The sequence below is a fragment of the Oceaniferula marina genome, from assembly GCF_013391475.1.
Taxonomy (GTDB): domain Bacteria; phylum Verrucomicrobiota; class Verrucomicrobiia; order Verrucomicrobiales; family Akkermansiaceae; genus Oceaniferula; species Oceaniferula marina.
Genome location: NZ_JACBAZ010000004.1, coordinates 127,418 through 150,930, shown reverse-complemented (window position 1 = coordinate 150,930; position 23,513 = coordinate 127,418). Strand labels below are relative to the sequence as shown.

The 23,513-nt window shown below is 53.1% G+C and carries 28 protein-coding genes, 1 tRNA gene and 1 pseudogene; 25 read left to right on the top strand and 5 right to left on the bottom strand.

Features of this window, described 5'->3' with window-relative positions; genetic code table 11:
• The first annotated feature begins 61 nt into the window (after positions 1–61).
• The 19 genes and pseudogenes from rpsS to HW115_RS10800 all read left to right on the top strand — a co-directional run bounded on the left by rpsS (position 62) and on the right by HW115_RS10800 (position 11,792).
• Positions 62–331 (top strand): 30S ribosomal protein S19, encoded by a 270-nt coding sequence (rpsS, locus tag HW115_RS10890; RefSeq protein WP_178932804.1) that lies wholly within the window; start codon positions 62–64, stop codon positions 329–331.
• Between the two features lie 82 nt (positions 332–413).
• Complete coding sequence (locus tag HW115_RS10885) at positions 414–1,151, top strand: hypothetical protein (protein WP_178932802.1); 738 nt, start codon at positions 414–416, stop codon at positions 1,149–1,151.
• A gap of 38 nt (positions 1,152–1,189) precedes the next feature.
• A pseudogene (rplV, locus tag HW115_RS10880) lies at positions 1,190–1,519 on the top strand (50S ribosomal protein L22); the annotation flags it as partial.
• Between the two features lie 195 nt (positions 1,520–1,714).
• Positions 1,715–2,425, top strand: a complete 711-nt coding sequence (rpsC, locus tag HW115_RS10875; RefSeq protein ID WP_178932798.1) for a 30S ribosomal protein S3 — start codon at positions 1,715–1,717, stop codon at positions 2,423–2,425.
• Between the two features lie 75 nt (positions 2,426–2,500).
• Positions 2,501–2,920 carry a 50S ribosomal protein L16 gene (gene rplP / locus HW115_RS10870; protein ID WP_178932796.1) on the top strand — a complete coding sequence of 140 codons (420 nt, stop codon included), beginning with the start codon at positions 2,501–2,503 and terminating at the stop codon, positions 2,918–2,920.
• Between the two features lie 75 nt (positions 2,921–2,995).
• Positions 2,996–3,202 carry a 50S ribosomal protein L29 gene (gene rpmC / locus HW115_RS10865; RefSeq protein ID WP_178932794.1) on the top strand — a complete coding sequence of 69 codons (207 nt, stop codon included), beginning with the start codon at positions 2,996–2,998 and terminating at the stop codon, positions 3,200–3,202.
• A gap of 29 nt (positions 3,203–3,231) precedes the next feature.
• Entirely contained in the window at positions 3,232–3,498 is a 267-nt protein-coding gene (gene rpsQ, locus HW115_RS10860) for a 30S ribosomal protein S17 (protein ID WP_178932792.1), read from the top strand.
• A gap of 74 nt (positions 3,499–3,572) precedes the next feature.
• Complete coding sequence (gene rplN / locus HW115_RS10855) at positions 3,573–3,938, top strand: 50S ribosomal protein L14 (protein ID WP_178932790.1); 366 nt, start codon at positions 3,573–3,575, stop codon at positions 3,936–3,938.
• Between the two features lie 25 nt (positions 3,939–3,963).
• On the top strand, positions 3,964–4,191 hold the full coding sequence (gene rplX / locus HW115_RS10850; RefSeq protein WP_178932788.1) for a 50S ribosomal protein L24: 228 nt from the start codon (positions 3,964–3,966) through the stop codon (positions 4,189–4,191).
• Positions 4,192–4,410: 219 nt separating this feature from the next.
• Positions 4,411–4,983, top strand: a complete 573-nt coding sequence (gene rplE, locus HW115_RS10845; protein ID WP_178932786.1) for a 50S ribosomal protein L5 — start codon at positions 4,411–4,413, stop codon at positions 4,981–4,983.
• Positions 4,984–5,024: 41 nt separating this feature from the next.
• Positions 5,025–5,426, top strand: a complete 402-nt coding sequence (rpsH, locus tag HW115_RS10840; RefSeq protein ID WP_178932784.1) for a 30S ribosomal protein S8 — start codon at positions 5,025–5,027, stop codon at positions 5,424–5,426.
• A 40-nt stretch (positions 5,427–5,466) separates the two neighbouring features.
• Positions 5,467–6,006 (top strand): 50S ribosomal protein L6, encoded by a 540-nt coding sequence (gene rplF / locus HW115_RS10835; RefSeq protein ID WP_178932782.1) that lies wholly within the window; start codon positions 5,467–5,469, stop codon positions 6,004–6,006.
• Between the two features lie 42 nt (positions 6,007–6,048).
• Positions 6,049–6,405: a 50S ribosomal protein L18 gene (gene rplR, locus HW115_RS10830; protein WP_178932780.1), complete on the top strand. Its 357-nt coding sequence runs from the start codon at positions 6,049–6,051 to the stop codon at positions 6,403–6,405.
• Between the two features lie 14 nt (positions 6,406–6,419).
• Complete coding sequence (gene rpsE, locus HW115_RS10825) at positions 6,420–7,097, top strand: 30S ribosomal protein S5 (RefSeq protein WP_178932778.1); 678 nt, start codon at positions 6,420–6,422, stop codon at positions 7,095–7,097.
• Between the two features lie 39 nt (positions 7,098–7,136).
• On the top strand, positions 7,137–7,577 hold the full coding sequence (rplO, locus tag HW115_RS10820; RefSeq protein WP_178932776.1) for a 50S ribosomal protein L15: 441 nt from the start codon (positions 7,137–7,139) through the stop codon (positions 7,575–7,577).
• A gap of 170 nt (positions 7,578–7,747) precedes the next feature.
• Positions 7,748–9,253: a preprotein translocase subunit SecY gene (gene secY / locus HW115_RS10815; protein ID WP_178932774.1), complete on the top strand. Its 1,506-nt coding sequence runs from the start codon at positions 7,748–7,750 to the stop codon at positions 9,251–9,253.
• A 138-nt stretch (positions 9,254–9,391) separates the two neighbouring features.
• Positions 9,392–10,945, top strand: coding sequence for a pyridoxal-phosphate dependent enzyme (locus HW115_RS10810; protein WP_178932772.1), 1,554 nt, complete (start codon positions 9,392–9,394; stop codon positions 10,943–10,945).
• A 63-nt stretch (positions 10,946–11,008) separates the two neighbouring features.
• Entirely contained in the window at positions 11,009–11,296 is a 288-nt protein-coding gene (locus HW115_RS10805; RefSeq protein ID WP_178932770.1) for a hypothetical protein, read from the top strand.
• 70 nt (positions 11,297–11,366) lie between these two features.
• Positions 11,367–11,792 carry an NYN domain-containing protein gene (locus HW115_RS10800; RefSeq protein ID WP_178933361.1) on the top strand — a complete coding sequence of 142 codons (426 nt, stop codon included), beginning with the start codon at positions 11,367–11,369 and terminating at the stop codon, positions 11,790–11,792.
• Between the two features lie 68 nt (positions 11,793–11,860).
• Here HW115_RS10800 and HW115_RS10795 read toward each other — a convergent pair whose 3' ends face one another.
• The 3 genes from HW115_RS10795 to HW115_RS10785 all read right to left on the bottom strand — a co-directional run bounded on the left by HW115_RS10795 (position 11,861) and on the right by HW115_RS10785 (position 14,866).
• Complete coding sequence (locus HW115_RS10795) at positions 11,861–13,114, bottom strand: BaiN/RdsA family NAD(P)/FAD-dependent oxidoreductase (RefSeq protein ID WP_178932768.1); 1,254 nt, start codon at positions 13,112–13,114, stop codon at positions 11,861–11,863.
• A 41-nt stretch (positions 13,115–13,155) separates the two neighbouring features.
• The gene (locus tag HW115_RS10790; protein ID WP_178932766.1) at positions 13,156–13,551 is read right to left on the bottom strand and encodes a hypothetical protein; all 396 of its coding nucleotides are present in this window, start codon (positions 13,549–13,551) and stop codon (positions 13,156–13,158) included.
• Between the two features lie 70 nt (positions 13,552–13,621).
• Complete coding sequence (locus tag HW115_RS10785; protein ID WP_178932764.1) at positions 13,622–14,866, bottom strand: hypothetical protein; 1,245 nt, start codon at positions 14,864–14,866, stop codon at positions 13,622–13,624.
• A 276-nt stretch (positions 14,867–15,142) separates the two neighbouring features.
• On the opposite strand from HW115_RS10785, the gene HW115_RS10780 reads away from it, so the two are divergent.
• Positions 15,143–15,562: a YlbF/YmcA family competence regulator gene (locus tag HW115_RS10780; protein WP_227021437.1), complete on the top strand. Its 420-nt coding sequence runs from the start codon at positions 15,143–15,145 to the stop codon at positions 15,560–15,562.
• Positions 15,563–15,648: 86 nt separating this feature from the next.
• Positions 15,649–17,256: a hypothetical protein gene (locus tag HW115_RS10775; protein WP_178932760.1), complete on the top strand. Its 1,608-nt coding sequence runs from the start codon at positions 15,649–15,651 to the stop codon at positions 17,254–17,256.
• A gap of 65 nt (positions 17,257–17,321) precedes the next feature.
• On the opposite strand, the gene metF is transcribed toward HW115_RS10775, so the two are convergent.
• Positions 17,322–18,218: a methylenetetrahydrofolate reductase [NAD(P)H] gene (gene metF / locus HW115_RS10770; RefSeq protein ID WP_178932758.1), complete on the bottom strand. Its 897-nt coding sequence runs from the start codon at positions 18,216–18,218 to the stop codon at positions 17,322–17,324.
• Positions 18,219–18,529: 311 nt separating this feature from the next.
• On the opposite strand from metF, the gene HW115_RS10765 reads away from it, so the two are divergent.
• The 4 genes from HW115_RS10765 to HW115_RS10750 all read left to right on the top strand — a co-directional run bounded on the left by HW115_RS10765 (position 18,530) and on the right by HW115_RS10750 (position 23,267).
• Positions 18,530–19,456, top strand: a complete 927-nt coding sequence (locus tag HW115_RS10765; RefSeq protein WP_227021436.1) for an EF-hand domain-containing protein — start codon at positions 18,530–18,532, stop codon at positions 19,454–19,456.
• Positions 19,457–19,567: 111 nt separating this feature from the next.
• A complete protein-coding gene (locus tag HW115_RS10760) occupies positions 19,568–20,842 on the top strand; it encodes a hypothetical protein (RefSeq protein WP_178932754.1) in 1,275 nt (424 codons plus the stop codon).
• Between the two features lie 6 nt (positions 20,843–20,848).
• Positions 20,849–22,174, top strand: coding sequence for an FmdB family zinc ribbon protein (locus HW115_RS10755; protein ID WP_178932752.1), 1,326 nt, complete (start codon positions 20,849–20,851; stop codon positions 22,172–22,174).
• Between the two features lie 49 nt (positions 22,175–22,223).
• Positions 22,224–23,267 carry a coproporphyrinogen III oxidase gene (locus HW115_RS10750; protein ID WP_178932750.1) on the top strand — a complete coding sequence of 348 codons (1,044 nt, stop codon included), beginning with the start codon at positions 22,224–22,226 and terminating at the stop codon, positions 23,265–23,267.
• A gap of 124 nt (positions 23,268–23,391) precedes the next feature.
• On the opposite strand, the gene HW115_RS10745 is transcribed toward HW115_RS10750, so the two are convergent.
• Positions 23,392–23,473, bottom strand: a tRNA-Leu gene (locus HW115_RS10745).
• Positions 23,474–23,513 lie beyond the last annotated feature (40 nt).

The window sequence follows — 23,513 nt, the reverse complement described above, 5'->3', positions numbered from 1 at the left end:
AAAAGGGCTCACGGTCTCCGCCGTAACCCCCGAGCCAAACAACTATTAACAAATAACTAAAATGCCACGTTCACTTAAAAAAGGCCCATTCGTCGATCAGAAGCTTCTCGCCAAGATCGATGCTGCAGAAGCCAGCGGTAATAAGAAGCCGATCAAGACCTGGAGCCGTAAGTCCGTGATTACTCCGGATTTCGTCGGACACACCTTCCATGTTCACAATGGCAAGTCCTTCGTGACTGTTTATGTCAATGAAAACATGGTGGGCCACAAGCTTGGTGAGTTTTCTCCAACCCGTATTTTCAAGGCTCACGGAGGTCTTGGTAAGCGATAAACTTATCGATAGAGGTGGTCGACTGCTAAATAAAGATCACCTCTATCTCCCCATCTCAGCGCTCATTTCTTCTATTATCCCAATGCAACACTCAGCACAGATCATCACTCGTATCGTCGGAGCCTGGCTCCTGGCGCTCGTGATGCCATGCGCTGCGCAGAGCGGAACAGGGGAGAAAGAGCGTGAGATTCGGATGCTCAAGCGTGAGCTCAGCAAGACGAAGGCCCAATACACCGTGTTGGCCCGGGACCTTGCCGCTTCAAAGAAACGCGAAGCGGAACTACGCAAGAGTGTCAACGACCTGCGCCTGCGCTTTGCGGCACTCGGAGATAACCTGTTAAACGGCGGAGAGGAAGCTACCCTCGAAGCGGTAAAAAATGCAGAAGTCCTCGATAAGCGCAACCGTGCGACCGAAAAAGCTGCCTTGGAACTGATGGCCAATATGCGTGAATACTTACGCACAGCGGTTGTTGCCGACCCGGATGCCCGGGTTCGACTGGAAAGTTCCATACGAGAGCTTGACGCGGCGCTCGGTTTAAGGCAAAAGCCGCGCCCGCAGATGCCTCAGGGCAGTCTGCAACACGCAAAAGTCATTAGTATCGACGCTGAAAGCGGCATGTTGGTGATCAATGCAGGGGAAGAACAGTCCGTGAGACGCGGAATGACCTTTTCCATCATGCGAGGCAACCGCAAGCTCGCCGAAGCGATTGTTGCTGAGACCCGTAAGGATTTCAGTGGCGTGCTCCCAACCGAACTCGAAACACCTGAGGATCAGATTCGCACCGGCGACATCGCATCCGTCAATACCGTCCAACGATAAACTCTACCCTTTTCAACCACCTTTAAACCACTAGACCGATGGAAGTTAAATCCACTTACAAATACGCTCGCATCTCGCCAAAGAAGGCCCGTGATGTTGCCCGTGCCATCCAAGGCATGCCTGTTTCCGAAGCACTGGACGCCCTTGCTTACACTCCACGTAAAGCAGCCCAGTTGATCAACAAAACGCTGAAAAGCGCCGTTGCCAATGCTGAAAACAACTTCGAGTTGATTGCTGATGAACTCACCGTCAAGGAAGCCACAGTGGGTGACGGACCTACGTTCAAACGATTCAAGCCACGTGCACGTGGATCCGCAGGTGCCATCCGCAAGCGCACCAGCCACCTTTACATCGTTCTTACCGACGAGGAGGAAATTCCCGAGCCGCGTGAGCGTTCCTCCAAGCCAAAGAAGCGCACATTGAAGCCTAAAAAGGCAGCTGCTCCTAAGGCTGTGAAAAAAGAAGAGGCTCCTCAACAGGACGCCCCGGAAGCCGCCAGTGAAGAAACGGCAGCTGAAGAAACCGAATAATCCTCCATTTACCAACTTTAAACAAACTACATCATGGGCCAGAAAATCAATCCGATCTCGTTCCGTCTTGCCGTCTCCAAGGACTGGCGTTCCAAGTGGTATGCCACCGGCACTGACTACACGGATAAACTGCATGAGGATCTCAAGATCCGCAAGTATCTCAAGAAGCGTCTGCACATGTCCGGCGTGGCCAAGGTGGTCATCGAACGTGCTTGGAACAGCGTGCGTGTGACTCTTCACACCGCTCGTCCAGGTCTGGTCATCGGCCGCAAGGGTTCTGAAATCGAAAAACTGACCAACGACATTTCCGCTCTCTGTGGTGGAAGCCAGGTCAAGATTGATATCATCGAGATCCGTAAGCCTGAACTTGATGCCCAACTCGTTTGTGAAAACGTTGCCATTCAGCTGGAGCGCCGGATTGCTTTCCGCCGCGCCATGAAGCGTGCCGTGCAAACCGCCATGGAGTTCGGAGCTGAAGGTATCCGTATCCGTTGCGCCGGCCGTCTCGGTGGTGCTGACATCGCCCGTGCCGAATGGTATCGCGAAGGTAAAGTGCCACTTCAGACACTGCGTGTGCCAATCGATTACGGATTTGCCGAGGCTTCTACTGTCTACGGAATCATCGGAATCAAGTGCTGGATCAACAAGAAGGAAGAAAAGCCACAACAGCAACAAGGCGGCCGCCCACGTGGTGGACAGCGTCGTGATCGTGGAGATCGCAACGACCGCAACAACAATCGCTAAACTTTCAAAGAGGTCCCGCCATGATGCGGGACCACGCCATCATTACCACAACCATTTAAATAGGAGGAGAATACCATGCCATTAATGCCCAAAAGAGTGAAGTTCCGCAAAACCCAGCGCGGAAACCGTGGCGGAAACGCCCAGCGCGGAAACACCGTGAGTTTCGGTGATTTCGGACTTCAGTGTCTCGGTCGCGGATGGATGACCAACCGTCAGATCGAAGCCTGCCGTGTTGCCATTAACCGTCAGCTCAAACGTAAAGGAAAAGTCTGGATCCGAGTCTTTCCTCACAAATCCATCACTGGCCGTCCACCTGAAACCCGGATGGGTAAAGGTAAGGGTGCTGTCGAGGCGTGGGTCGCTGTGATCCGCCCTGGCACCATGCTTTTCGAAGTCGCTGGTGTTTCGGAAACGGCAGCCAAGGAGGCGCTTCGTCTCGCATCCTACAAACTCGGCGTTCCAACTCGTTTCGTTGTCCGTGGAAAACACGGTTAAGTCGTCACGCACGGCGGCTCAGGTCGCCGGACGTTTCCTCATCCCTGATAACCATTAACTGATACCCTATCCACCATGGCCCAGACAAAAATCAAAGACATTCGCGAGCTCACCACTGAAGAGCTCACCCGCAGTCTGCGTGACCTCAAGCAAGAGGCACTCAACCTGCGCCTCCAGCAGGCCACCGGCCAGCTTGAAAATACCGCCCGCCGCCGCCTCGTCCGCCGCGAAACCGCACGTGTGCAAACCGTGCTTTCCGAGCGCCGCAACCAGCAAGGCTAAGACACCTAACCATTAAGCATCTTTAAATCATGAGCGAATCACAAACCAAGACATCCGGTCTTCGCAAGACCCGCGTTGGCATCGTCATTTCCACATCCATGGATAAGACCATCGTTGTGGAATACACCAACCGAGTGCCGCACCCACGCTTCAAGAAGATCATTAAACGATCCAAGAAGTTCTACGCGCACGATGAAAATGGCGAAGCCGCCGTCGGCGACAAGGTCAGCATCATCGAAACCAAGCCTATTTCCAAGAAGAAGTGCTGGAAGCTCCAGGAAGTCCTCAGCCACTAAGCTCTTCTGCCGTCAGCTGACGGCTCGGCTTACCCCGATTACTAATAACTATTAACAGCTAATATATTTCCGCCATGATCCAGATGGAATCCAAAGTTCAGATCGCCGACAACACAGGTGCTCGAGTCGCCAAGATGATTGGCGTCATCGGCAAGCGCACCAAGGTGGCCCGTGTCGGTGATGTCATCACCGCCCACATCCGTGAGGCGATCCCAACCGCAAGCATCAAAAAAGGTGAGGTCGTCAAGGCCGTGGTTGTTCGTTCCGCTTACCCCGTTCGCCGTGCAGACGGATCCGTGCTTCGTTTCGACAGTAACGCTATCGTTATTATCGACAAGGACGGTAACCCGAAAGGTACCCGTATCTTCGGACCTGTTGCCCGTGAATTGCGTGACAAGCGTTACATGAAGATCGTTTCCCTCGCTCCCGAGGTGCTCTAATCAACCATTAACCGTTAATTTTATCATGCGTATCAAGACCCACGTTAAAAAAGGTGACCAAGTTCAAGTTGTTGCCGGTAACCAAAAAGGCAAACAAGGCACCGTTCTCGAAGTGAATGCAGAAAAAGGCCAGGTCATCGTTGAAGGTGCCAAGGTCATTAAGAAAGCAATTCGCAAGTCCGAGCAAAACCCGGACGGAGGAATCATCGAACAGGATGGCCCAATTGCCATTTCCAACGTTAAGAAAATCTAAACTGGGACCGACGGGCTGGATACATTTCAGCCTATTCACCCCAGCCCCAAATTCAGTAGAAGCGGTTTCTTAATGATAACCGCTTTTTACGCCGAATGACTAAAGAGGTAAAAACCCCTTTACAATTTCAATCAGAGGTGATTACAAGCCGCCTCGCCCCCACATAAACCCCAACCCGCGCTTAAGCGACCTATTAACCATTAAAGCTGACCCGCTATTATGACACCCACATTACAAACATATTATAAGGACAAGGTGGTGCCCGCTCTGACCAAAGAGCAGGGATACGCCAACCCTCACCAGGTTCCACGCCTGGAGAAAATTGTCGTCACCACTCACGTTGGTTCCGCATCCGACCGCAAACAAGCCGTCGAAGATGCCATCGAAGATATCAGCAAGATCACCGGCCAGAAGCCAAGCATTTCCTACTCTCGTAAGAGTGTGGCGAACTTTAAAGTGCGTGAAGGTGAAGCCGTCGGTGCCCGTGTCACCCTGCGTGGCGCCCACATGTGGGAGTTTCTCGACCGTTTCATCAACATCACCTCTCCGAACATCCGTGACTTCCGCGGAATTTCACCGAAGAGCTTTGATGGCCGTGGCAACTACGCGCTCGGCATCAATGACCAGTCGATCTTCCCTGAGATTGAACTCGACAAGATCAAACGTCAGCTCGGTTTTGACCTGATTTTTGTAACATCCGCACCTACGGACGATGAGGGCCGCGCGCTCCTCAAGGCACTCGGCATGCCATTCCGTGAAAATAAGAAATCCGACGACGAAGCTGCCGCTTAGTCCGCCGACAAACTGAAACCTAATTTACATTTACAAGCACTATGGCAGTTATAAGTGATCCCATTTCCGACTTCCTCATCCGCCTCAAGAACGCATCGCGTGCAGGCAATGAAAGTTTTACCGCTCCTTACTCCAAGATGAAGGGTGAAATCGCCCGCATTCTCAAGGATGAAGGATACATCTGGAACTACGAGCTGAAGACCGACGGCAAGTTCCCTGAAATCGAAGTCAAGGTGAAGTATTCGGACAGCGGCAAGGCTGTTCTCACCGATCTCAAGCGCGTGTCCAAGCCTGGACTGCGTCGCTACGTTGGTGCGGGGGAAATCCCGCGTGTCCTTAATGGCCTTGGCATCTCCATCGTCTCGACCTCCAAAGGTCTCAAGACAGGAGCGCATGCTCGCAAGGAAAAACTCGGTGGTGAGGTTCTCGCCTTCGTTTGGTAATCAACCAGAATAACCATATTTAACCAGAAAGGATACTACTATGTCTCGTATTGGATTAAAAACAATTACGCTTCCAGAAAAAGTCAGCGTTAAGTCTGACAATGAGGGCAACGTTGTTGTCGAGGGGCCGAAAGGAAAACTTGAGTGGACGATGCCTTCCGGTATCAGCCTCGAGGAAGTTGACGGTATTGTAACCGTCAAGCGTGCCAATGAGCACCGCAAAATGAAAGCTCTGCACGGAACATCCCGCAGCCTGATCAGCAACATGATCCAGGGGGTGAGCGCAGGCTTCATCAAAGAACTTGAAATTCAGGGGGTTGGTTTCCGTGCTGCTGTCAAAGGCAAGGAGCTGGACCTGAACCTGGGTAAGTCCCACCCTATTCTTCACCCGATTCCTGAAGGTCTCACGGTGACAGTTGACAAGAACACCGCCATCAAGGTGGAGGGAGTCGACAAGCAGTTGGTTGGTCAGTTTGCCGCAGAAGTGCGTCGCTACTATCCGCCAGAGCCGTTCAAAGGTAAGGGAGTTCGCTACGTTGGTGAGCGCGTCCGTCGTAAAGCAGGTAAGAGCGTTCAGTAAAAACCTGACTAACCATTATTAACGAATCAATTATTTTACAACATGAGCACTCTCAACCGTAAACAAGTCCGTCAGCGCATTCACCGCCGCATCCGTAAAAAGTTGTCCGGCACAACCGAATGCCCACGTCTTGCTGTGAGCTACTCGAACCAGCATATTTATGCCCAGCTCATCGACGATGAAGCGGGGAACACATTGTGTGCCGCCTCCAGTCTCGACAAGGGAATCGAAAACTCCGCCTCCAATCAGGAGACTGCCCAGAAGGTCGGAGCCCTCATCGCCACCCGTGCGAAGGAAGCCAAGATCGAAAAAGTTGTTTTCGATCGCGGTGGTCACCTTTATCACGGAAAAATCAAAGCACTTGCCGATGCCGCACGTGAAGCCGGCCTTCAATTCTAACCCACTTATTTATCATGTCTGAAAATCAAACAGATACTCCGGCACCAGCCGCTACCGAAACTCCGGCACCTGCTCAAACTCCAGCCAAGGACGCCGCAGCCCCTACTCCAGAAAACACCGATAACCGTGGCGGCCGTGGTGGTCGTGGTGGTCAAGGTGGGCGTGGCCGTGGCCGTCCCCAGCGTCAGGCTCCACCAAAGCCAATGACCGATGATGGTAAGGAACTTCACGAGAAGGTCGTTTTCATCAACCGCTGTGCCAAGGTCGTGAAAGGTGGACGTCGTTTCAGCTTCTCCGCCCTGATGGTCTCCGGTGACAAAGAAGGCCGTGTAGGTGTTGGGTTTGGAAAAGCCCAGGAAGTTGCTGAATGTATCCGCAAAGGAAGTGGTGACGCAAAAGCTCGCTTGCAGCGCATGAAGATCGTCAACGGAACTATCCCGCACGAAGTGCAGGCTGAGTTTGGTGGCGGTGTGGTGCTTCTCAAGCCCGCTGTTCCCGGAACCGGAATTATTGCCGGTGGTGGAGTTCGCGCCGTATGTGAAGCCGTAGGCATCACCGACGTGCTCGGCAAGAGCCTCGGGTCCAACAACCACGCCAATGTGGTGAAGGCAACCATGAAAGCCCTTTCCCAGCTCCGCACACGTGAGGACATCCTCGCCAGCCGCGGCAAGCAGGTGAAGGAGAAAATGTAACCCTCTGATAACTCAAAACTTCAAACCGATTATTTTATTATGAATCTTCACAACATTAAACCACGCCCTGGTGCCAAGCACCGTGTTAAGCGTCTTGGTTGCGGTGAAAGCTCCGGGCTTGGCAAGACCTCTGGTCGTGGCCACAAGGGTCAGAAGTCCCGCTCCGGTGGTGGTGTTCGTCCAGGCTTCGAAGGTGGTCAGATGCCCCTGCATCGTCGACTGCCCAAGCGTGGCTTCAACAACACCCGCTTCCAGGACAAGATTGCTGTCGTCAACGTAGCATCGTTGAACGATCGCTTCGAAGACGGCGCAACCGTCAACGAAGCCACCTTGCGTGCAGCCCGCCTGATCAAAGGCAGCTATGACGCAATCAAGGTGCTCGGCAATGGCGACCTTGCCAAAAAACTCACAGTCGAAGGCTGCAAAGTCAGTGCAACGGCTCGTGAAAAAATTGAGAAAGCCGGTGGATCTGTTGCTTAAGCAACCCCCTCGTGCTTTGTCACACGCAAGAAATACATTATTTCTGGAGGGGAAGTGCTTGCGCACTTCCTCTTCATGCGTATAAACCTTGCGCGCCAGTCGCACCAATCACCTGTGAGGTGGGAGGAATACTGGTAATTGAAAAACTTTTAACCATTCATTTCAAATCAATGATCTCCGCATTTGCGAGCACATGGAAAGTCCCGGAACTACGGGAACGCATTCTTTTTACCTTGGCGATGATCGTCATTATCCGTCTAGGCGTTCACGTCACCTTGCCTGGTGTCGATGCCAGTGTGATTGCCGAGTATCTGGCTGAGAAGCAGAAACAAGGTGGTGACAGTGGAGCCGGCGCTGCTGTGGGAGCCATGCTTGGTTTCTTCTCCGGTGGAGGCCTCCAGAAAATGGGAGTTTTTGCCTTGGGTATCATGCCATACATTTCGGCATCGATTATGATGCAGTTGATGACAGCTGTGGTCCCCAAGCTTTCCAAATTGGCCCGTGAAGACGGTGGGCGTGAAAAAATCAATCAATACACCCGCTTTATCACAATCGTGATTGCCTTGGTGCAGGGATACTTGCTTGCCATCAGCCTGGAAAACCCAGGGAACATCCCCGGATTGCAGGGGATTGGAACGGTGGTTCCCAACCATGATTGGTTGTTTATCTTTATGACGGTTCTGACCATTGTCACCGGCACCTTGTTGCTGATGTGGCTTGGTGACCAGATCACTGAGCGTGGCCTTGGTAACGGAATCTCACTGATCATTACCGTGAACATCATTTCAGCCCTTCCGGGTGCTTTGGTGATCACTTGGCAGACCTTGGTGACCGGCCCTAATGCTGGTCCTGGTGCTTCTGCTTTCCTTGTTTTCCTGGTGGCTTTCCTGATTTTCGTGATCGCAGCAGTGATCGCCATTACCCAGGCTCAGCGCCGGATTGTCATTCAGTATGCCAAGCGGGTGATGGGTCGGAAGCAGCTGGGAGGTCAAACTCAGTATCTACCACTGAAGGTGAACTATGCTGGTGTGATGCCGATCATTTTTGCCACGGCCATTCTTTCCCTGCCCACCTTCGTGCTTCAGTCTGCTTTCCCGACCGCTGAGTGGTCGGTGAAGATTCAGAACGCACTTGCCGGTGGTGGTCTGACTTACTACCTGGTTGCAGGTGTCATGATCTTCTTCTTCTCTTACTTCTGGGTGGCGACCATGTTCCAGCCCAGCGAGATTTCGGAGAATCTGAAGCGCAGTGGTGGCTATATCCCTGGCGTGCGTCCCGGAAAACCAACGGCGGACTTCCTGGATTTCACCATGACCCGACTGACCTTTGCCGGTGCCATTTTCCTGACCATCATTTTCATCCTTCCCTGGGTTGTCTCCCAGATGCCTCGAGGAATCATCGGTAGTGAGCTGCCATTCCTAGTGACTTCGTTCTTTGGAGGAACCAGTCTGTTGATCTTGGTAGGTGTTCTGCTCGACATGATGCGTCAGATCGAAACCCACTTGTTGCAGCGTCACTACGACGGGTTCCTGCGCAAAGGGAAAATCAAGGGTCGCTATGACCGTCTGCAGAACTCAGGAGATCGCGCTTCCAAAGGAACCATCGTTTACCTCTGGGTATTCGTTGCCATTCTGATTGTGGTTGCCGTTTCCTACGCGATTTACACCGGGTGGTAAGCTAAGTCGATCCCGCTTGATTCAATCATTTCAAGGCCCGAATCGCACCGCAGCGATTCGGGCCTTTTTTTTGTCAGCCTGCAGGGTGGACAATTCAATCATTCATAAGCAATCTTCATTTCCAACCTTGCTCTTTCCATGAAACCGACGGACACCAACCGACTATTTGAAGAAATCCTGAATGCGCGCGAACGCGTTTACAATGTGGGTGAGGCGACACCATTGCAGCAGTTGCCATTGCCCTCACTTGATGTAGATGTTTGGGTCAAACGTGAAGACCTGGGGCCGATCAAAGCCTACAAGTGGCGGGGGTCATACAATGCCATGGCTTGTTTGAGTCCTGAGCAGCGGGCGAAAGGTTTGGTTGCTGCATCAGCAGGGAATCACGCTCAAGGGGTGGCGCTTGGGGCGAAGGCCCTGGGGTGCAAGGCGGTTATTTTTATGCCGCGATCGACTCCCGAGGTGAAACAGCGGGAGGTTTTGCGTTTTGGCGGGGAGGCGGTTCAAATTCGCTTGGTGGGAGACACTTACGATGACGCCGGTGTTGCCGCTCGCGAGTTTTGTGCATCTTCGGGAGGGGTCTACATCCACCCCTATGACGATGAGGTGGTGATGGGCGGGCAAGGCACCTTGGCGGATGAAGTGGTGATGAGTGGGAAGGGGCCATTCGACCGGGTGTATGTGGCGATTGGTGGCGGCGGTTTGGCCGCGGCCGTGGCTTGCTGGCTGAAGCGTTACTGGCCTGAGGTCAAAGTCTATGGCGTGGAGGGGGTCGAGCAGGCGTCGATGAAAGCGGCAATTGAGGCGGGCGGGCCAACCGAACTCGATTATGTCGATGTTTTCTGTGATGGAACGGCGGTAAGGAAGGCGGGAGCAGTGACGTTTGGCTACTGTCAGGAGCTGCTCGATGGTATTGTCACGGTCAGCAATGACGAAGTGTGTCACGCGATCCGGAATCTTTGGGAGACCCTGCGCGTGATCCCTGAACCGAGTGGAGCCATGGCACTTGCTGGCTTTTATCAGGATTATGAGGCTGGGAAATGTTCTCCAGGCGACAAGGTGCTGACGATTGTCAGCGGAGCCAACATGGATTTTGCCCAATTGGCAGGGATTGCAACGCGAGCGGGGATCGGCTCAAAACATCGGCGTTTCCTGCGGGTGCCGATTCCCGAAGGAAAAGGATCCTTGGTCGGCTTTCTTAGGGAACTGCCAGAGGAAATCAGTATCGTCGACCTTCAATATGGAAGGACCGATTCGGATGTCCAGTATCCTGTGCTCGGCCTGATTGGCTCCGAGGAAGATTACCAGGTGCTGGATCAGGTGATTCAGTCCCGGGGGGTGGCGGCCAGTGATGTATCTACCGATGAGGATGTTGATTACCGGATTATCAACTACAGCCCTGAACTGTTTCGGTTTCCACTGTTCATCAACATTGAGTTTCCTGAGCGGGCAGGGGCATTTTTGGAATTTATGTCCGAGGTTCGGGATCTTGCCAGCTTGTGTTATTTTAACTACGCCTATTCGGGAGAACGGGTTGGTCGTGCCTTGGTGGGCATGGAGTTTTCCTCAGAGGATGCCCAGCTTGCTTGCCGAGAGAGAATCATGGCGATGCAGGGGGGGGCGATCCGGGCTGCCAGGGAGGTCAGTAACGAGACATTCTACCGATTGACCGGCCACAAGCGTGAGGATTGATGCAATTAGAGCTTGATCCGAAGCGTCGGAGACGTTAACCCCTCTGCACATCAATTATTTCCCATGGGTAAGCAACACAAAACCAACACCAAACGTCGCCGCCGGAAGCAGTACCTGAAGCGTAAGAAAGAGCAGGTCAAAGCATCCATCGTTCGCAAGGACTCGGCACCTGCCAAGAAGGTGACCAAGAAGGCCGCGACCAAAACTGCGACTAAGAAAACGGCCGCGAAAAAAGCGACCAAAAAAGTAGCAGCCAAGAAGACTGCCAAAAAAGCAGCCAAGAAAACAGCAGCCAAGAAGACGGCTAAAAAGGCTGCCAAAAAAGCCACTGAAGAAAAAGGTGAGGAGTAATCACGAAGGGTAGAATCTCTTTTTATTCGGGGTCGGTTGTTGAGATGCAGCCGACCCCGGTTTGTTTGTGATGGAGCAGGTTCTGATTGTTGACGGTCACAGTGCGATTTTTGCATGGCCGGACTTGTTGGCGTTGCATCGGCAGAGCACATCCAGGGCTAGGAGTGAGTTGGTGTCGATGCTGACCCGATACCGCGATGCTACGGCTTGGCACGTGGTGGTGGTTTTTGATGGCAAGGGCAAGCAAACCGACCGCCAGGGAGGAGGCGATGATGATATTCTAGTGGTTTATAGTCGTGCCGGGGAAACGGCCGACACGGTGATTGAGCGGATGGTTGCACGTAAAGCCGGTGAGATGAGGATCACTGTTGCCAGTAACGATCGTTTGGAGCTCGAAACAGTGGCTGCCTTTGGTGCTGATTGCATCGGGATGAAGACCTTGCGGGAAATGCTGGACGACCAGGACTCCGAGCAGCGTAGAAAGTGGAAGTATTGAACCTGCCAAGCTGAAGGCTTGCGTGCAGCGCAAAATCATAGGCCTGGGTTCTTGATCTCGGAACGGGCTCACGACTGCGCAGCGGCGGCCGTGCCTGCCAGATAGCCTGTTGTCCATGCGTTTTGGAAATTGAACCCGCCGGTGATGCCGTCGATGTCCAGGATTTCTCCTGCAAAATAAAGCCCGGGGGTGAGTTTGCTTTCCATGGATTTGAGGTTGATGTCAGGCAGTTTGACACCGCCGCAGGTGACAAACTCATCTTTATTGGTGCTTTTTCCTGTGACTTGGTACTCCCCATGATTGAGCTCATGAGCGAGCTGCTGCAGGGATGGTTTCGGAACTTGAGACCAGAGGCAGTCGGGCGGGATACCTGCAGCCGTGCAGAGGTTCCTCCAGAGTCGTTTGGGTATGGCATCGAATGGCGAGTGGCTGGCGACCCTGCGTTTCCCCCATGTTGATCGAAGTTGCTGCAGTTGGGTCATGGCATCGATGCCAGGCAGCCAATTGATCTGGATAGAGAACCGGTAATCCGAGCTGTGAAGTTTGCGCGCTCCCCAGGCTGACAGTTTGAGGACTGCTGGTCCGCTGAGCCCGTGATGGGTGATCAGAACCGGGCCGGAGGCTTCGAGCTTGGCAGAGGGAATACGGATATGGATATCGGTGACGGAGATTCCGGGGAGTTCCTCGATGCGGGGATCCGCGATGTTGAAGGCAAAGAGCGAAGGCACATTGGGGTGCAGTGCGTGCCCCAAGGATTGGGCGAGCTTGGCTCCGGAAGCGAGGCGTGTGCCGCCGGTGGCGATCAATATGGCGTCACTTTCGAGTTTGCTCTCCTGGTTGGTTGTGAGTGCAAATCGGGGCGACGTATCCTTTTTTATGAGTTGAATGCTGGTGACGGATTCAGAACAGCGGATCGTCACGCCTGCCCGTCTAGCAGCGCCGACCAAACAATCGATGATGGTTTGAGAGTTGTCTGTGGTTGGGAACATGCGGCCGTCGGGCTCGGTTTTGAGCTCGACTCCTCTGGAGGCAAACCAGTCCACGGTGTCGGTCGGGCTCCAGCGGTGGAACGGCCCGATGAGTGAGCGATGCCCCCGCGGGTAGTGGGAGCTGAGGGCCCGAGGGTCGTGGCAGTCGTGGGTGACATTGCAGCGGCCACCTCCCGAGACTTTGACCTTGCTGAGGACACGTCCGGATTTTTCAAGAATGAGGACTCTGGGTGAGTGTCCTTGTTTTTTCGCATACTGCTCGGCATAGTGGATGGCGCCAAAAAAACCGGCGGCTCCACCGCCAACGACTACAAGGTTCCAAGGATTGTCCACGTTGAGTGAGAGATTGGGATGGGGCGACGAAGAGAGGCCGTTTAGACCTCTTCTTCCAGCTCGAACTCGGCCCAGGTGATGGATTCGTTGAGGCGCGTGACGGCATTGTCGACCAGAATGTCGAGGTCGGGTTCTTCGCCTTTACTATTGAAGGCGAGAAGGGGGCCTCCGTGTTCGATTGGTGGCGGGTCTTGTTTTTCTCCGGATTGGCGCAGGTAAAACCAGTCGAGGATGCCTTCGCTGGTTTCGGGTAGCCAGCGGGCAATAATCTCAACAGTGACGATCGGGTCTTCGTCACCGAGTTTGCGCTGGTTTTCAAGGTCCTGCTCGTCGCAGTCGATCCCGGCTAGAGGTTCCAGTTCGACATCGTTTTGATGAGCGTCAAGGGAGGTTTCGACTTTTTCGAAGACCGCATCGTTGGTTGGAATGATTCTCATGGCTGGCCGTCACCATTGGGCCTGACACCGAAGGAGTCAAGGCCGCAGGTAAAGGGCAGATGAAAACGTCCTAGCGGTTCAGCCGTTTTAGCACGGTGTCGGGAACTGGATTGTTGTTGATCCAGCTGCTTGCGGCTTCAGCGTCCTGTTGTTTCCAGCGACTGAGGATGCGTTCGTAATAGCGTTCCTGGGAACGGGCGTCCGGGATTTCGGAGACTTGGGCCAGTGAGAATTCGGGGTGGCTGCGGGAGGTACTCCAGATATAGGATCTGAGGGTGCTTTGGTAGCCTGGCTCATTGTTCATGGATTGCAGCCAATTGGCGGCTTCTGCCGGGTTTTCACGTGCGTAGTCACCGATCAGTTCATTAGCGGCCTGGGTTTTACTGTTTCCGTCCAGAGTGTTCGCCCAGGCAATGGCGGACGAAAGGTCCTGATCTTCCCATTGTTCTGCGACTTCGCGGACGGCACGATGTTTCGCTTCGTTATCATCCAAGGTGCTCACCCAGTCGGCCGTTGTTTTCGGGTCGGATTTGGCGAGATTGGATGCCATATAGGCGGTTGCGCCGTTGAGGAGTTTTTCATCCTTGATGGTATCAAGCCAGAGTAGTGCCTGGTCATGACCTTGCTTGGCAATGTATGGAACGATGCTTCCCAGTGCTTCTCCTCGTTCTCTGCTAAATGGAAGTTCGTGCATGACTTCAGTCGCCCGTTTGGGGTCTGTGCTGGCAATACCGCGGATGACTCCGACCAGCCACGGGTTGGCGCGATCCCCTTCGTGGTGCTCTTTGGCCCAGACGATGGCGGATTCCGGATCGTCGCTGGCCCAACTAGCGAGGATCGTTTGGCGAGCGAATGGGGTGCCGGTATTTTGTTCAGCATAGTCGAGCGCTCCGACGGGGTCGACTTTGGCCCAGGCATGCAAGAGCATGGCATACTCACTCATGCGTTCACGGGTCATGTCCAGAGCTCTGAAATCGGCGACAACTTGCTGGAAATCGTTCGGGCCGAGGGTGTTGATCAGCTTGAGGAGGTCGGAGGTTCGGGAGACGGGGTCTATGTTGCTTGCGATGTCCCCAATTTCGAACGATTTGGCCGAGCTTGATTTTGCGGAGTTGCGTGAGTGGCTGCGTTTGCGAATCTCTGCCAGACTGTTGCCGCTGCCTCCGCTGGATGTGGACGAGTAGCTTTGTCCTTGGCTCTGACTGCCTGAATCGTCAGAGTCATTCGAGCTTTGCTTCGATTGTCCTCCAATAAGGAATGCTGCCACGAGGCTGACGCCCCATGCGCTGGGAATGATGATACGTGTGTAATTCATGGGTGTAGAATAAGAGAGAGCTGGTTTCAGGGACGCAAGTGGATGGGATCACCGCAGTGTGTCGTGAGCGGGGAGCCATTGGGTAAGAAGTATACGTCGGATAAAGAGTATACGCTCACTGAGAAGCATGTTTTTCGTTTAGCTGTTTACGGTGTAGCGGTTTTGAGGGCATGGTTTTGTCTTGGAATATGGCATGATTCACGTGGATTTCTTCAAAAAAAGACATGTTCAGGGGTTGCCAAGGCATAGGAGAGGGGATAAGTGAAGGGCATGAGCATGCTTGCTAAAGATTCCGCTGTCATGGCGAAGACCCAAGAGTTGTGTGAAGCTATTTCACAGGATATTGAATTTCTTGCCCTGCAGGGGCAGGTCGAACGCTTTTTGTCGGATGATGCAGCCAAGCTGCAGTATCAGTCGGTGCACGAGCGAGGAGAAGAGCTTCACCAGAAGCAGCACGCGGGGGTTGAACTTTCCGAGATCGAGATCAAAGGCTTTGAAGAGGCTCGTGACGCATTGATGAACAATGATGTTGCCCGCGACTTCATGGAAGCTCAGCAGAACTTGCAGACACTGCAACAGACCATCGGAAAATATGTCGGAATGACTTTGGAATTGGGCCGAGTGCCTGAGGCTGAGGATATGGAACAATCCGGTGATGGCGGGGGATGCTGTGGCGGTGGTTGTGGATGCCACTAATTTATCCTTGGAAAATGGTATCATTTTCCGATACTTGGACGGGTTCGCTTTTTAGTGGATCCGTCTTTTCTTGATTTAATGGAACCATGGCTATCGACGACAAGCGCGCGGCATTTAACGAGCAGATGAACGAGTGGGTTTCCCGTCAGGGGCTCTGGTTCCAGCTTCGGCACGCTGCTGACGGTCAGACTGCCATGTCGCGATTGGCGCGTCTTGGGTTGCGTTTGATCATTGTATTGTTGGTCGCCTCGCTGGTTTTTTGGATCTACCTGATTCGTCGCATCGGTAATGCCGATTTCCAAGAAGGGGTCCGGGCCGGGATTGAAACGCGCTTGCACGGCAAGGATTGTAAAATTGGCAGCATTCGTAAAGATCGTGATATTGCTTCGATCTCGATGGTGTCGATTGAAGGAACAGATGATTCGTTTTACCATAGTTTGCGGGCTCGCCTGGTCCGAATGAACATGAAGTTGACCGACGGATTGATTGGTAAGTGGAATGGAGGTGGGCTCTTTGTGGAGCGTTTGGATATCGACCTCAAGGGTGGAGGCGCGAATGATGAGGAGGCAGCCAAGGCATACGCGGCGCTTTTTGATGGCTATGGGCAATTTCAGTTTGACTGGCTTGAAGTCAATAAAACGAATCTAAGCTGGGGGTATTCGGCCAACAACAAAGGGCACATTCGGGAGAGCCGGATGACTGCCGCCAGAGATGAAGATAGTTGGACGCTTGAATTTCGGGGGGGGACTTTTTCTCAGAACTGGCTGAGTCAGTTGACGATTGAGAAGCTTGTCGTGCGGTGTGATGCGTCAGGAGTCCACTTAAAAGAGGGTGTTTTGACTTCAGGGAAAGGGAAGCTGAGGTTCAAGTTGGATATGGGAGAAGGTGGCCAACCAGAGGCTGAAGGGTCTTTGGTTTTGGAGTCGATGCCGGTCAAATCACTGCTTCCCGCATCTTACGCTGAGTGGATGGAGGGCAATGTTTCAGGTAAAGGTACCATCGGGGGGTCTACCAACAGTCAGGAGGGCATTGTGTTGAACCTGGCATTGTCGTTGGATGATGGTGATGTTTTGGTCTTGCGAGATAACAGTCTGCCCATCCTTTCGGCTTTGAGTGTGGTGGATGTGTATAATAGTTATCGCAAAATTTCTTTTACTGAAGGTGGGTGCCGGATTCGAACCGGAGGAAATCAGTTGAAAGTCAGTGAATTGGATTTTCAAGCGGGAGAATTGCTCCATTTGGCAGGTGGGTTTTTATTGCGCATGCCTAGCTATGAAGAGGTAGCCAAGGTTTTGAGTATCGAAGATGTTGCCGTGGTTCAGGACGTGATTGAAAAAAACTGGAGAGCAGAGGACGAAGTCCTGGAATCGCGGGATTCGGGGGTCTCACTCAATGAGGCCGCCAAGGGTGTGGGTGACGTTAAAAGTACCTCCAAAAATGGTGAGAAATCTGAAACTTTAAGTGTGCAGGATACGGCTATTTTAGCCGAGAACCGGGTGCGCCGCTTTGACGGTTTGGTGAAGCTCGGGTTGAATGAAGATGCCTTTGATAAATCTCCGGGCCTCAAGGCCGCATATCCTTTTGACCAAGAGTCCCAGCGGATATGGATTGATGTTCCCTTGACCGGGCGACTGCAAACCCTGACCTTGGATCAGGCACAGCAAATGTATGTGCTGGGCCGCAACCGCCGCTAGCCGTCACAGTGCTGGTGAGCGTGTAGTTTATTTACCAGGGTTTCCCATTTTTCATGGGATGGGCTCTACGCCATTCCGAGTGATGCGTAGACCTCCCGGGTCGCCCTGCTTTGATTCAGAGTGTAGAAATGAATGCCATCGACTTCGGCGTCGAGGAGTCCGGCGCACTGTTCCGCAGCATGTTGAATGCCGACGCGTTGGACGGATTCCTGTTTATTGCCAGCCCGGTTCAGCGCTCGAAGCAGTCGGGCCGGAAAGCGGGCTCCGGCGGCCAACTCTGCCATCCGATGGATTCCCTTGGCTGAAGTGACAGGCATGATGCCTGCAATGATCGGGATTTCGATGCCTGCCAATCGGCAGCGGTCTCTAAAGTCCAGAAAATCATGGTTATCGAAGAAGAGTTGGGTGCAGATGTAGTCGGCTCCTTCGTCTACCTTGGCTTTGAGGTAGTCCATTTCCTTTAGCCGGTTTGGCGTGTCGGGGTGGCCCTCGGGGAAAGCCGCAACGCCGATGCCAAAGCCACGAGGGTCCGGGTGTTGTCCGCTTTCATTGAACTGGCGAATGTGCCGGACCAGGTCGGCAGCGTGTTGAAAGCTGTCGTTGGCTGGGTTGTAGTCGGTGAGGTTGGCGGGGGGGTCTCCGCGGAGGGCCAGGATGTTGCCGATCCCGACGGACGCGTAGCGGCTGAGTGTTTGAGTGATTTCCTCTTCGTTGTGGTTGACGCAGGTGAGGTGGGGGATGGGTGGGATGCTTGTGGTTTCTTTGATGCGGACAACCAGGTCATGGGTAAGTTCACGGGTTGAACCGCCGGCTCCGTAGGTGACACTGACGAATGAGGGCTTACAGGAGGAGAGGTCGCGGATGACTTCATACAGAGCATTGGATGCCTCGTTGTTTTTCGGAGGGAAAAATTCGAATGAAAACGTAGGTTCGGGGCCTTTGAGAATGTCTTGGATGTGCATCGCGGAGTTGAGATAGGTGTTAACAGGCTGGCAAACAACTCAAAAAAAAGGGGCTGAGACACAACTCTTTTGTCTGGATGGGGTTAAAGCGGCATTGACAGCACCCGTGCGGTGTCGGCAAGATGCTGGTGCAGGTCAGATGTTTGTCTTGGAAGTTTTTATGTTCTTTGTCGGTGATGGTTGCCGAGAGGGGCGGATTTCAGGCGAGCTAATGACTGTGCTGTCGAGGGCTTTGCTGAAACCTCAGCCTGGTTAAACACGAAAATCACCTGACAATATCACCCTGCGTTCAACGTAATCCAATAGACAGAATGCTCAATTTAGCTTCCAGCGCGACTTTGTTGAACAGTGTCATAACGACGCTGTCATTACTTGTTGTTACCATGGGCGACCTCTCAGCTTTTCCCCAGGAAAAGGCACGCGAGGGGGACGGGCGAGGGGCGGAGCGCAAGGGCGGCAAACCACGCCCTGGGCAGGACCGGCCTGGTCGCCCGGACGCCTCGATTGATTTCAAGGCCTTGGATCTCGACGGTGATGGTTTTTTGACCTTTGAAGAATTTTCCCAATCGCCACGTTTGGCTCGGATCGATGATCAAAAGAGGCGCCGCTTGTTTTCCTATTTGGATCGCAATAAAGATGGAAAGCTGGACATGAGTGAGCTGAAGCCGAAGCCGCCTCGCTGGACCAAGTCGATTGAGGATGAATTCGACCAGCACGACACGGACAAGTCGGGGGCTATCGATTACGAAGAGTTTTCCAAGATTTCTTTCTTTGCCAAAATGGAGGATGCCGAGCGGCGCAGGATGTTCCGTCGTCTGGACCGCAATCAAGATCAAAAAATCCAGAAGGGTGAGGTCAAACGTGCCATGCATGGGCCTGGGCGGGGGATGCCTCATCTTGACATTCATAAATACGACACCAACCAGAGCGGAGGCCTCGATTACTCGGAATATTCGAGCATGCCATGGGTGGACCGTATCCCGGAAGAGCGCCGCAAATTATTGTTCGAGCGATTGGATGTTGATGGCGATGGCGAAATTAAGCCGGAGGACATTCGTAGAGCCCACGACCGAATGCGTCGCCATGGCCCACATCCGAATGAGGCAAAGCCAAGGAGAGGGAAAGGCCCTCACGGTAAGGGTCCTTCGACTCCCGGGGATAAGCGGGGAGGAGGCCGACCGGGAGCTCAAGGAGGTCCCAAGGGGGGAGTCAAAGGTGGGGCTCCACGGTTGATGTAAGCTGAGGTGGATGCAAAGGACATTTTTTTTGGAGAGATCGCAGCGAGGAGTCAAATCCCTGAAAGGGAGGCTTGCCAGATGCCGTGAAATGGGTTGTTTTACTCTCACAACATGAGTAACTGTGATGAAGACCAAGGCCTTGCTCCAGGCGAAACCGATGACGAATCCAAGGTGATTCAGAAAGGAGGGGCCCGGTTGATCGTTTCGGGTGAGGAGTCCCAAGCTGATGCGCAGGTAGCCCAGCCTCGCGAAATTCGTCCGGAACCCCGTGTGGCTGTAGCCGTGCCTTCGACTGCACAATTGCAGGAGACCGAACAGGAAGAGGTTTTGCGATTGGAGCGCTCGGTTGACCCCGGCAAGGAGCGAATCAAGGTGGACAAAGCGAAGTTTGAAAAACTTGCCGCTCGTCCGGATCAAGCGGAGCAGCAGGAAGAGGAATGGGGGCAATCGTTTTCGATCGGGTGGAAATCTCTGGTGCTCGGAGGGCTGACTGTGGTGTTGGTTGTGGTTGGTGGCGTGACCCTTAGAGGTGCTTTTGGTGGAGCTACTGTGAAGGCAGAGGAAGTTCCTCCTCCAGTGGAAGAAAAGAAGGACCCCTATGCGGGAAGTCCGGAAAAATGGTTTCGTGACCGTTCGGGTGTTATTGGGAAGCAGGCACTGAAGGTGTTGACCTCCTTCACCGAGGCGTCCGACCTGGAGGCGAGAAGCCAGTGGGTAAGAAACCCGGACCAATATCTGGCATTGGCTCCTCATTGGGATAGCCGCGTTGACCCCCATCTCGGTGCTGGAAGCAAACAAGCATGGGACATTGGTCATACCGACCAGACTGCGTATTTGATTTTTAAAGGTCGAAATCAGGAGTTTTTTCCTTTTAGAGCTTACTTCACGCGTGAGGAGGGGGAGTTGAAATTGGATTGGCAGGCAACGACGGGCTGGTCTGAGGTGTCATTATTGTCGATTCGTGAGGTCATGGAAAAACGGGCGGGAGCGAATTCGAACGAAGAACGGGAGTTGGGTGTGGTTTCTGCATCGGAGTTGAGTCCTCGCCCCAAGTCTGAATTGCCAACAGCCATTTACGATGACTCGGTCTTGTTGCGTTGTTTGATTCGCAAACAACATGATTATTATGCAGGTGTTTACAACGACCGTGAGCATTCCGCGTATATGTTGTTTTCTGCCGATAAAATGCATCACATGTGGGGGTATGCGCCGAAAGGTTCCGAGTTGGATCGTCGCTTGAAGGCCATTTTAGATCACGGTAGTTTTGTCGTAAGTTTAAAGAAGGACAAACGAGTGACGGTGAAAGTCCGGATAAATGAGAAAGTAGCCTTGCCTAACCAGCTGGATCTGGTGGAATTGGTGAACCCTGAATGGGTAACCCCCTGATAGAATATGGCTGGATTGATCAAAGGTTATTATCATTGTTTGGAGTGTGGAGCGCTTTTTGAGGCTGTTCTTAAAGACCCCAAGGATCAACGTTGTCCTATTTGTGGGAACCCTCCTACGGGGAAGATCCTGGCAGGGGCGGGCTTGGAAGGTTTTCCTGAAATGGAGGTGCCTGAGGTTTCATCTGGCGTAAGTCTGAAGCCCAGAGTGTCGAGCAAATTGCATGGCGTGAACCACGACACGCAACAGATTTATGAGGCCACCATGGCGACCATGGACGCCCAGAAAGAAAGTCGCCAAGGGAGAGTCAAGCGGACGAAACGGAAGGGGCACGGAGGCAGCAAGCGCTGGCTGTTTGTCGCTGCGTGGTTGGTGTTGATGCTGGTGATTGTTGTGGCTGTCAGGATGTCCGGAGAGGGAAGTGAGGAGGATGATCAGCAGGGGGCACAGCGGATAGAAGACGCCCGTAGAGCTCAGGAACTGGAACTGCAAAAGCGGCAGAGGTTGGTGGAGGCGGCCTTGCCTGAGTGCCGGAATGTGATGCAGGGATTTCTGCAGGCTGCGACGACGGCGGCACGTTCCCAATATGTGTATCAAGGTGTGAAGCTTACCGGCGAGATGAACCGTTACTACCAGGATGTTCTTGGGTTTTCTTCTTCACAAAGTCGGGTTCGGATTATTGATGCTAAGTTGTTGGATGGATTTGCAGAAACGGTCATCGGGGTGCTGTTTAAGAACGACCGCGAAGAGGTCTGGGAGGCGGTGTTGATTGAAACGAGCCAAGGGTGGAAGCTGGATTGGAAGTTTCTGGTCCGTTATGATGAGCTTTCATGGTCTTTGTTTGCCGCTTCTGATGATGGCGCGGAGGGCGAGTTCCGGCTGTACATGCGAGTGAGGGATGTGGATGAAGATTTCGAGCAAAAAGAAATGAGTTTGGTGTTCTATAAACCGACGATGTATGTGAAGGACGAATTTCGGGGTATGGCCTCTGTTCCTGTCAGTGTATTGATTGATAGTGATATGGGGCGGGCTATTCAGGGTTTGCTTGATGCTGAAGATCTGACCTCGGGTGAGGTTCTTCGTGACGCCTTTGGCATGCCGATCGGCCGCATTGATCCTGCCCGCTATCATCGGGTCAGAGTGAAGATGCGTTATCACCGGGAAAATAAAGGGGGGAAGGGGTATCGCTTGGAATTGCTAGAAATTCTCGACCACCATTGGTATGGCATTCGTCCGCTGGAGGCATCCGCAGCCCCAGAGGAATCCGGCGCTTCCGAGGAGTCTGAAAGGGCTGAATCGGAGCAGGATGCAGATGAGGCTGAGGAAGTTTGAAAATCTTTGCTGGCCTGAGTTTGGTTCATTCAGATAGTGCTGTTGCGTTATGAAGGTTTCTGGAGATGCAGAAAAAGCCAAGCATTTGGTATCGGACTTGCAGCTCCGTCTCGTGTCGGGTTTGGAGGCTCTGAATAGAGGCTCTTCTTTTACCTGTGTACAGTGGATGAGAGACGAGGGGCGGCATGGAGGAGGTTCTCGCTACATGTGTGGGGCTGGTGAGGTTTATAACCGGGCTTCAGTCAATGTTTCACAGGTTCATTATCTTGATGACCCATTGAAAAAGCTATCATCAGCCACTGCGCTGTCCGCCATTATTCATCCGGAGCACCCGTATGCGCCATCGATGCACATGCATATTAGCTGGACAGAGATGAAAACAGATTCTGTTGGAAGGGATGGCTACTGGCGTATCATGGCTGATTTAAACCCCTCCCATGTCAATACGGATCATGTGCGGAGGTTTCAAGCGTGCTTGAAAAAAGAGGCTCCAGAGCCGTATCAGCAAGCCTTGATCCAAGGGGACCGGTATTTTTTTATCCCTGCGATGCAGAGGCACCGGGGGGTGGTGCATTTTTACCTGGAGCAATACCGAACGGATGACGCGTTGGCTGACCGGCAATTGGCAAAACGACTGGGTCGGGCAGTTGTGGATTGTTACCTTGGCATGGTTGGTTCTGTGCAAGCTGAAGCTAGACCGGTTGATGCGTCTGCCCGCAAGCAGCAGTTGGCTTATCATACCCTTTATTTATTGCAGGTGTTGACTTTGGATCGGGGAACCACATCCGGGTTGTTGGTGCATGACCAGAATGATTTGGGGATTATGGGATCCTTGCCTGCCCGGGTGAGTAAGGGCTTGCTGCAGTCGTGGCGTGAGCGCTTGCCTGTGTTGCATCAAAAACTACTGGACCGTATTTTGGACGTTTTTCCCGCTGAAGACATCTGTGTGGTGGATGATGATGTTCGCCTGGGCTTGGCAAAAGTGGTCAGAGAGCATTATCAACAATTCCCTGAGTCTCTAAAGCTATTGGCTTCGGGGGGTGTTGAGCCTCCAACCGTGGCAAACCACGGCGTGATCCGCGAGGAGAAGTGAAGCTGTCGGCGGAAAGCCAAGCAAAACGTCTGAAACAGCAGAGACGGCTTAAACAGTTTAAACAGCCCCTAGGGCCCGAAGGGGGGAGGTTATGCCCTGAGGTCGCATGCAGATAAAATAAAAATACCGGCGAAGGGACTCGAACCCTTACTTCCGAAGAAACATGATTTTGAATCACGCGCGTCTACCAATTCCGCCACGCCGGCATTGTCGCTGCGACGGCGGTGAATGTGCGTGATTCGGAGT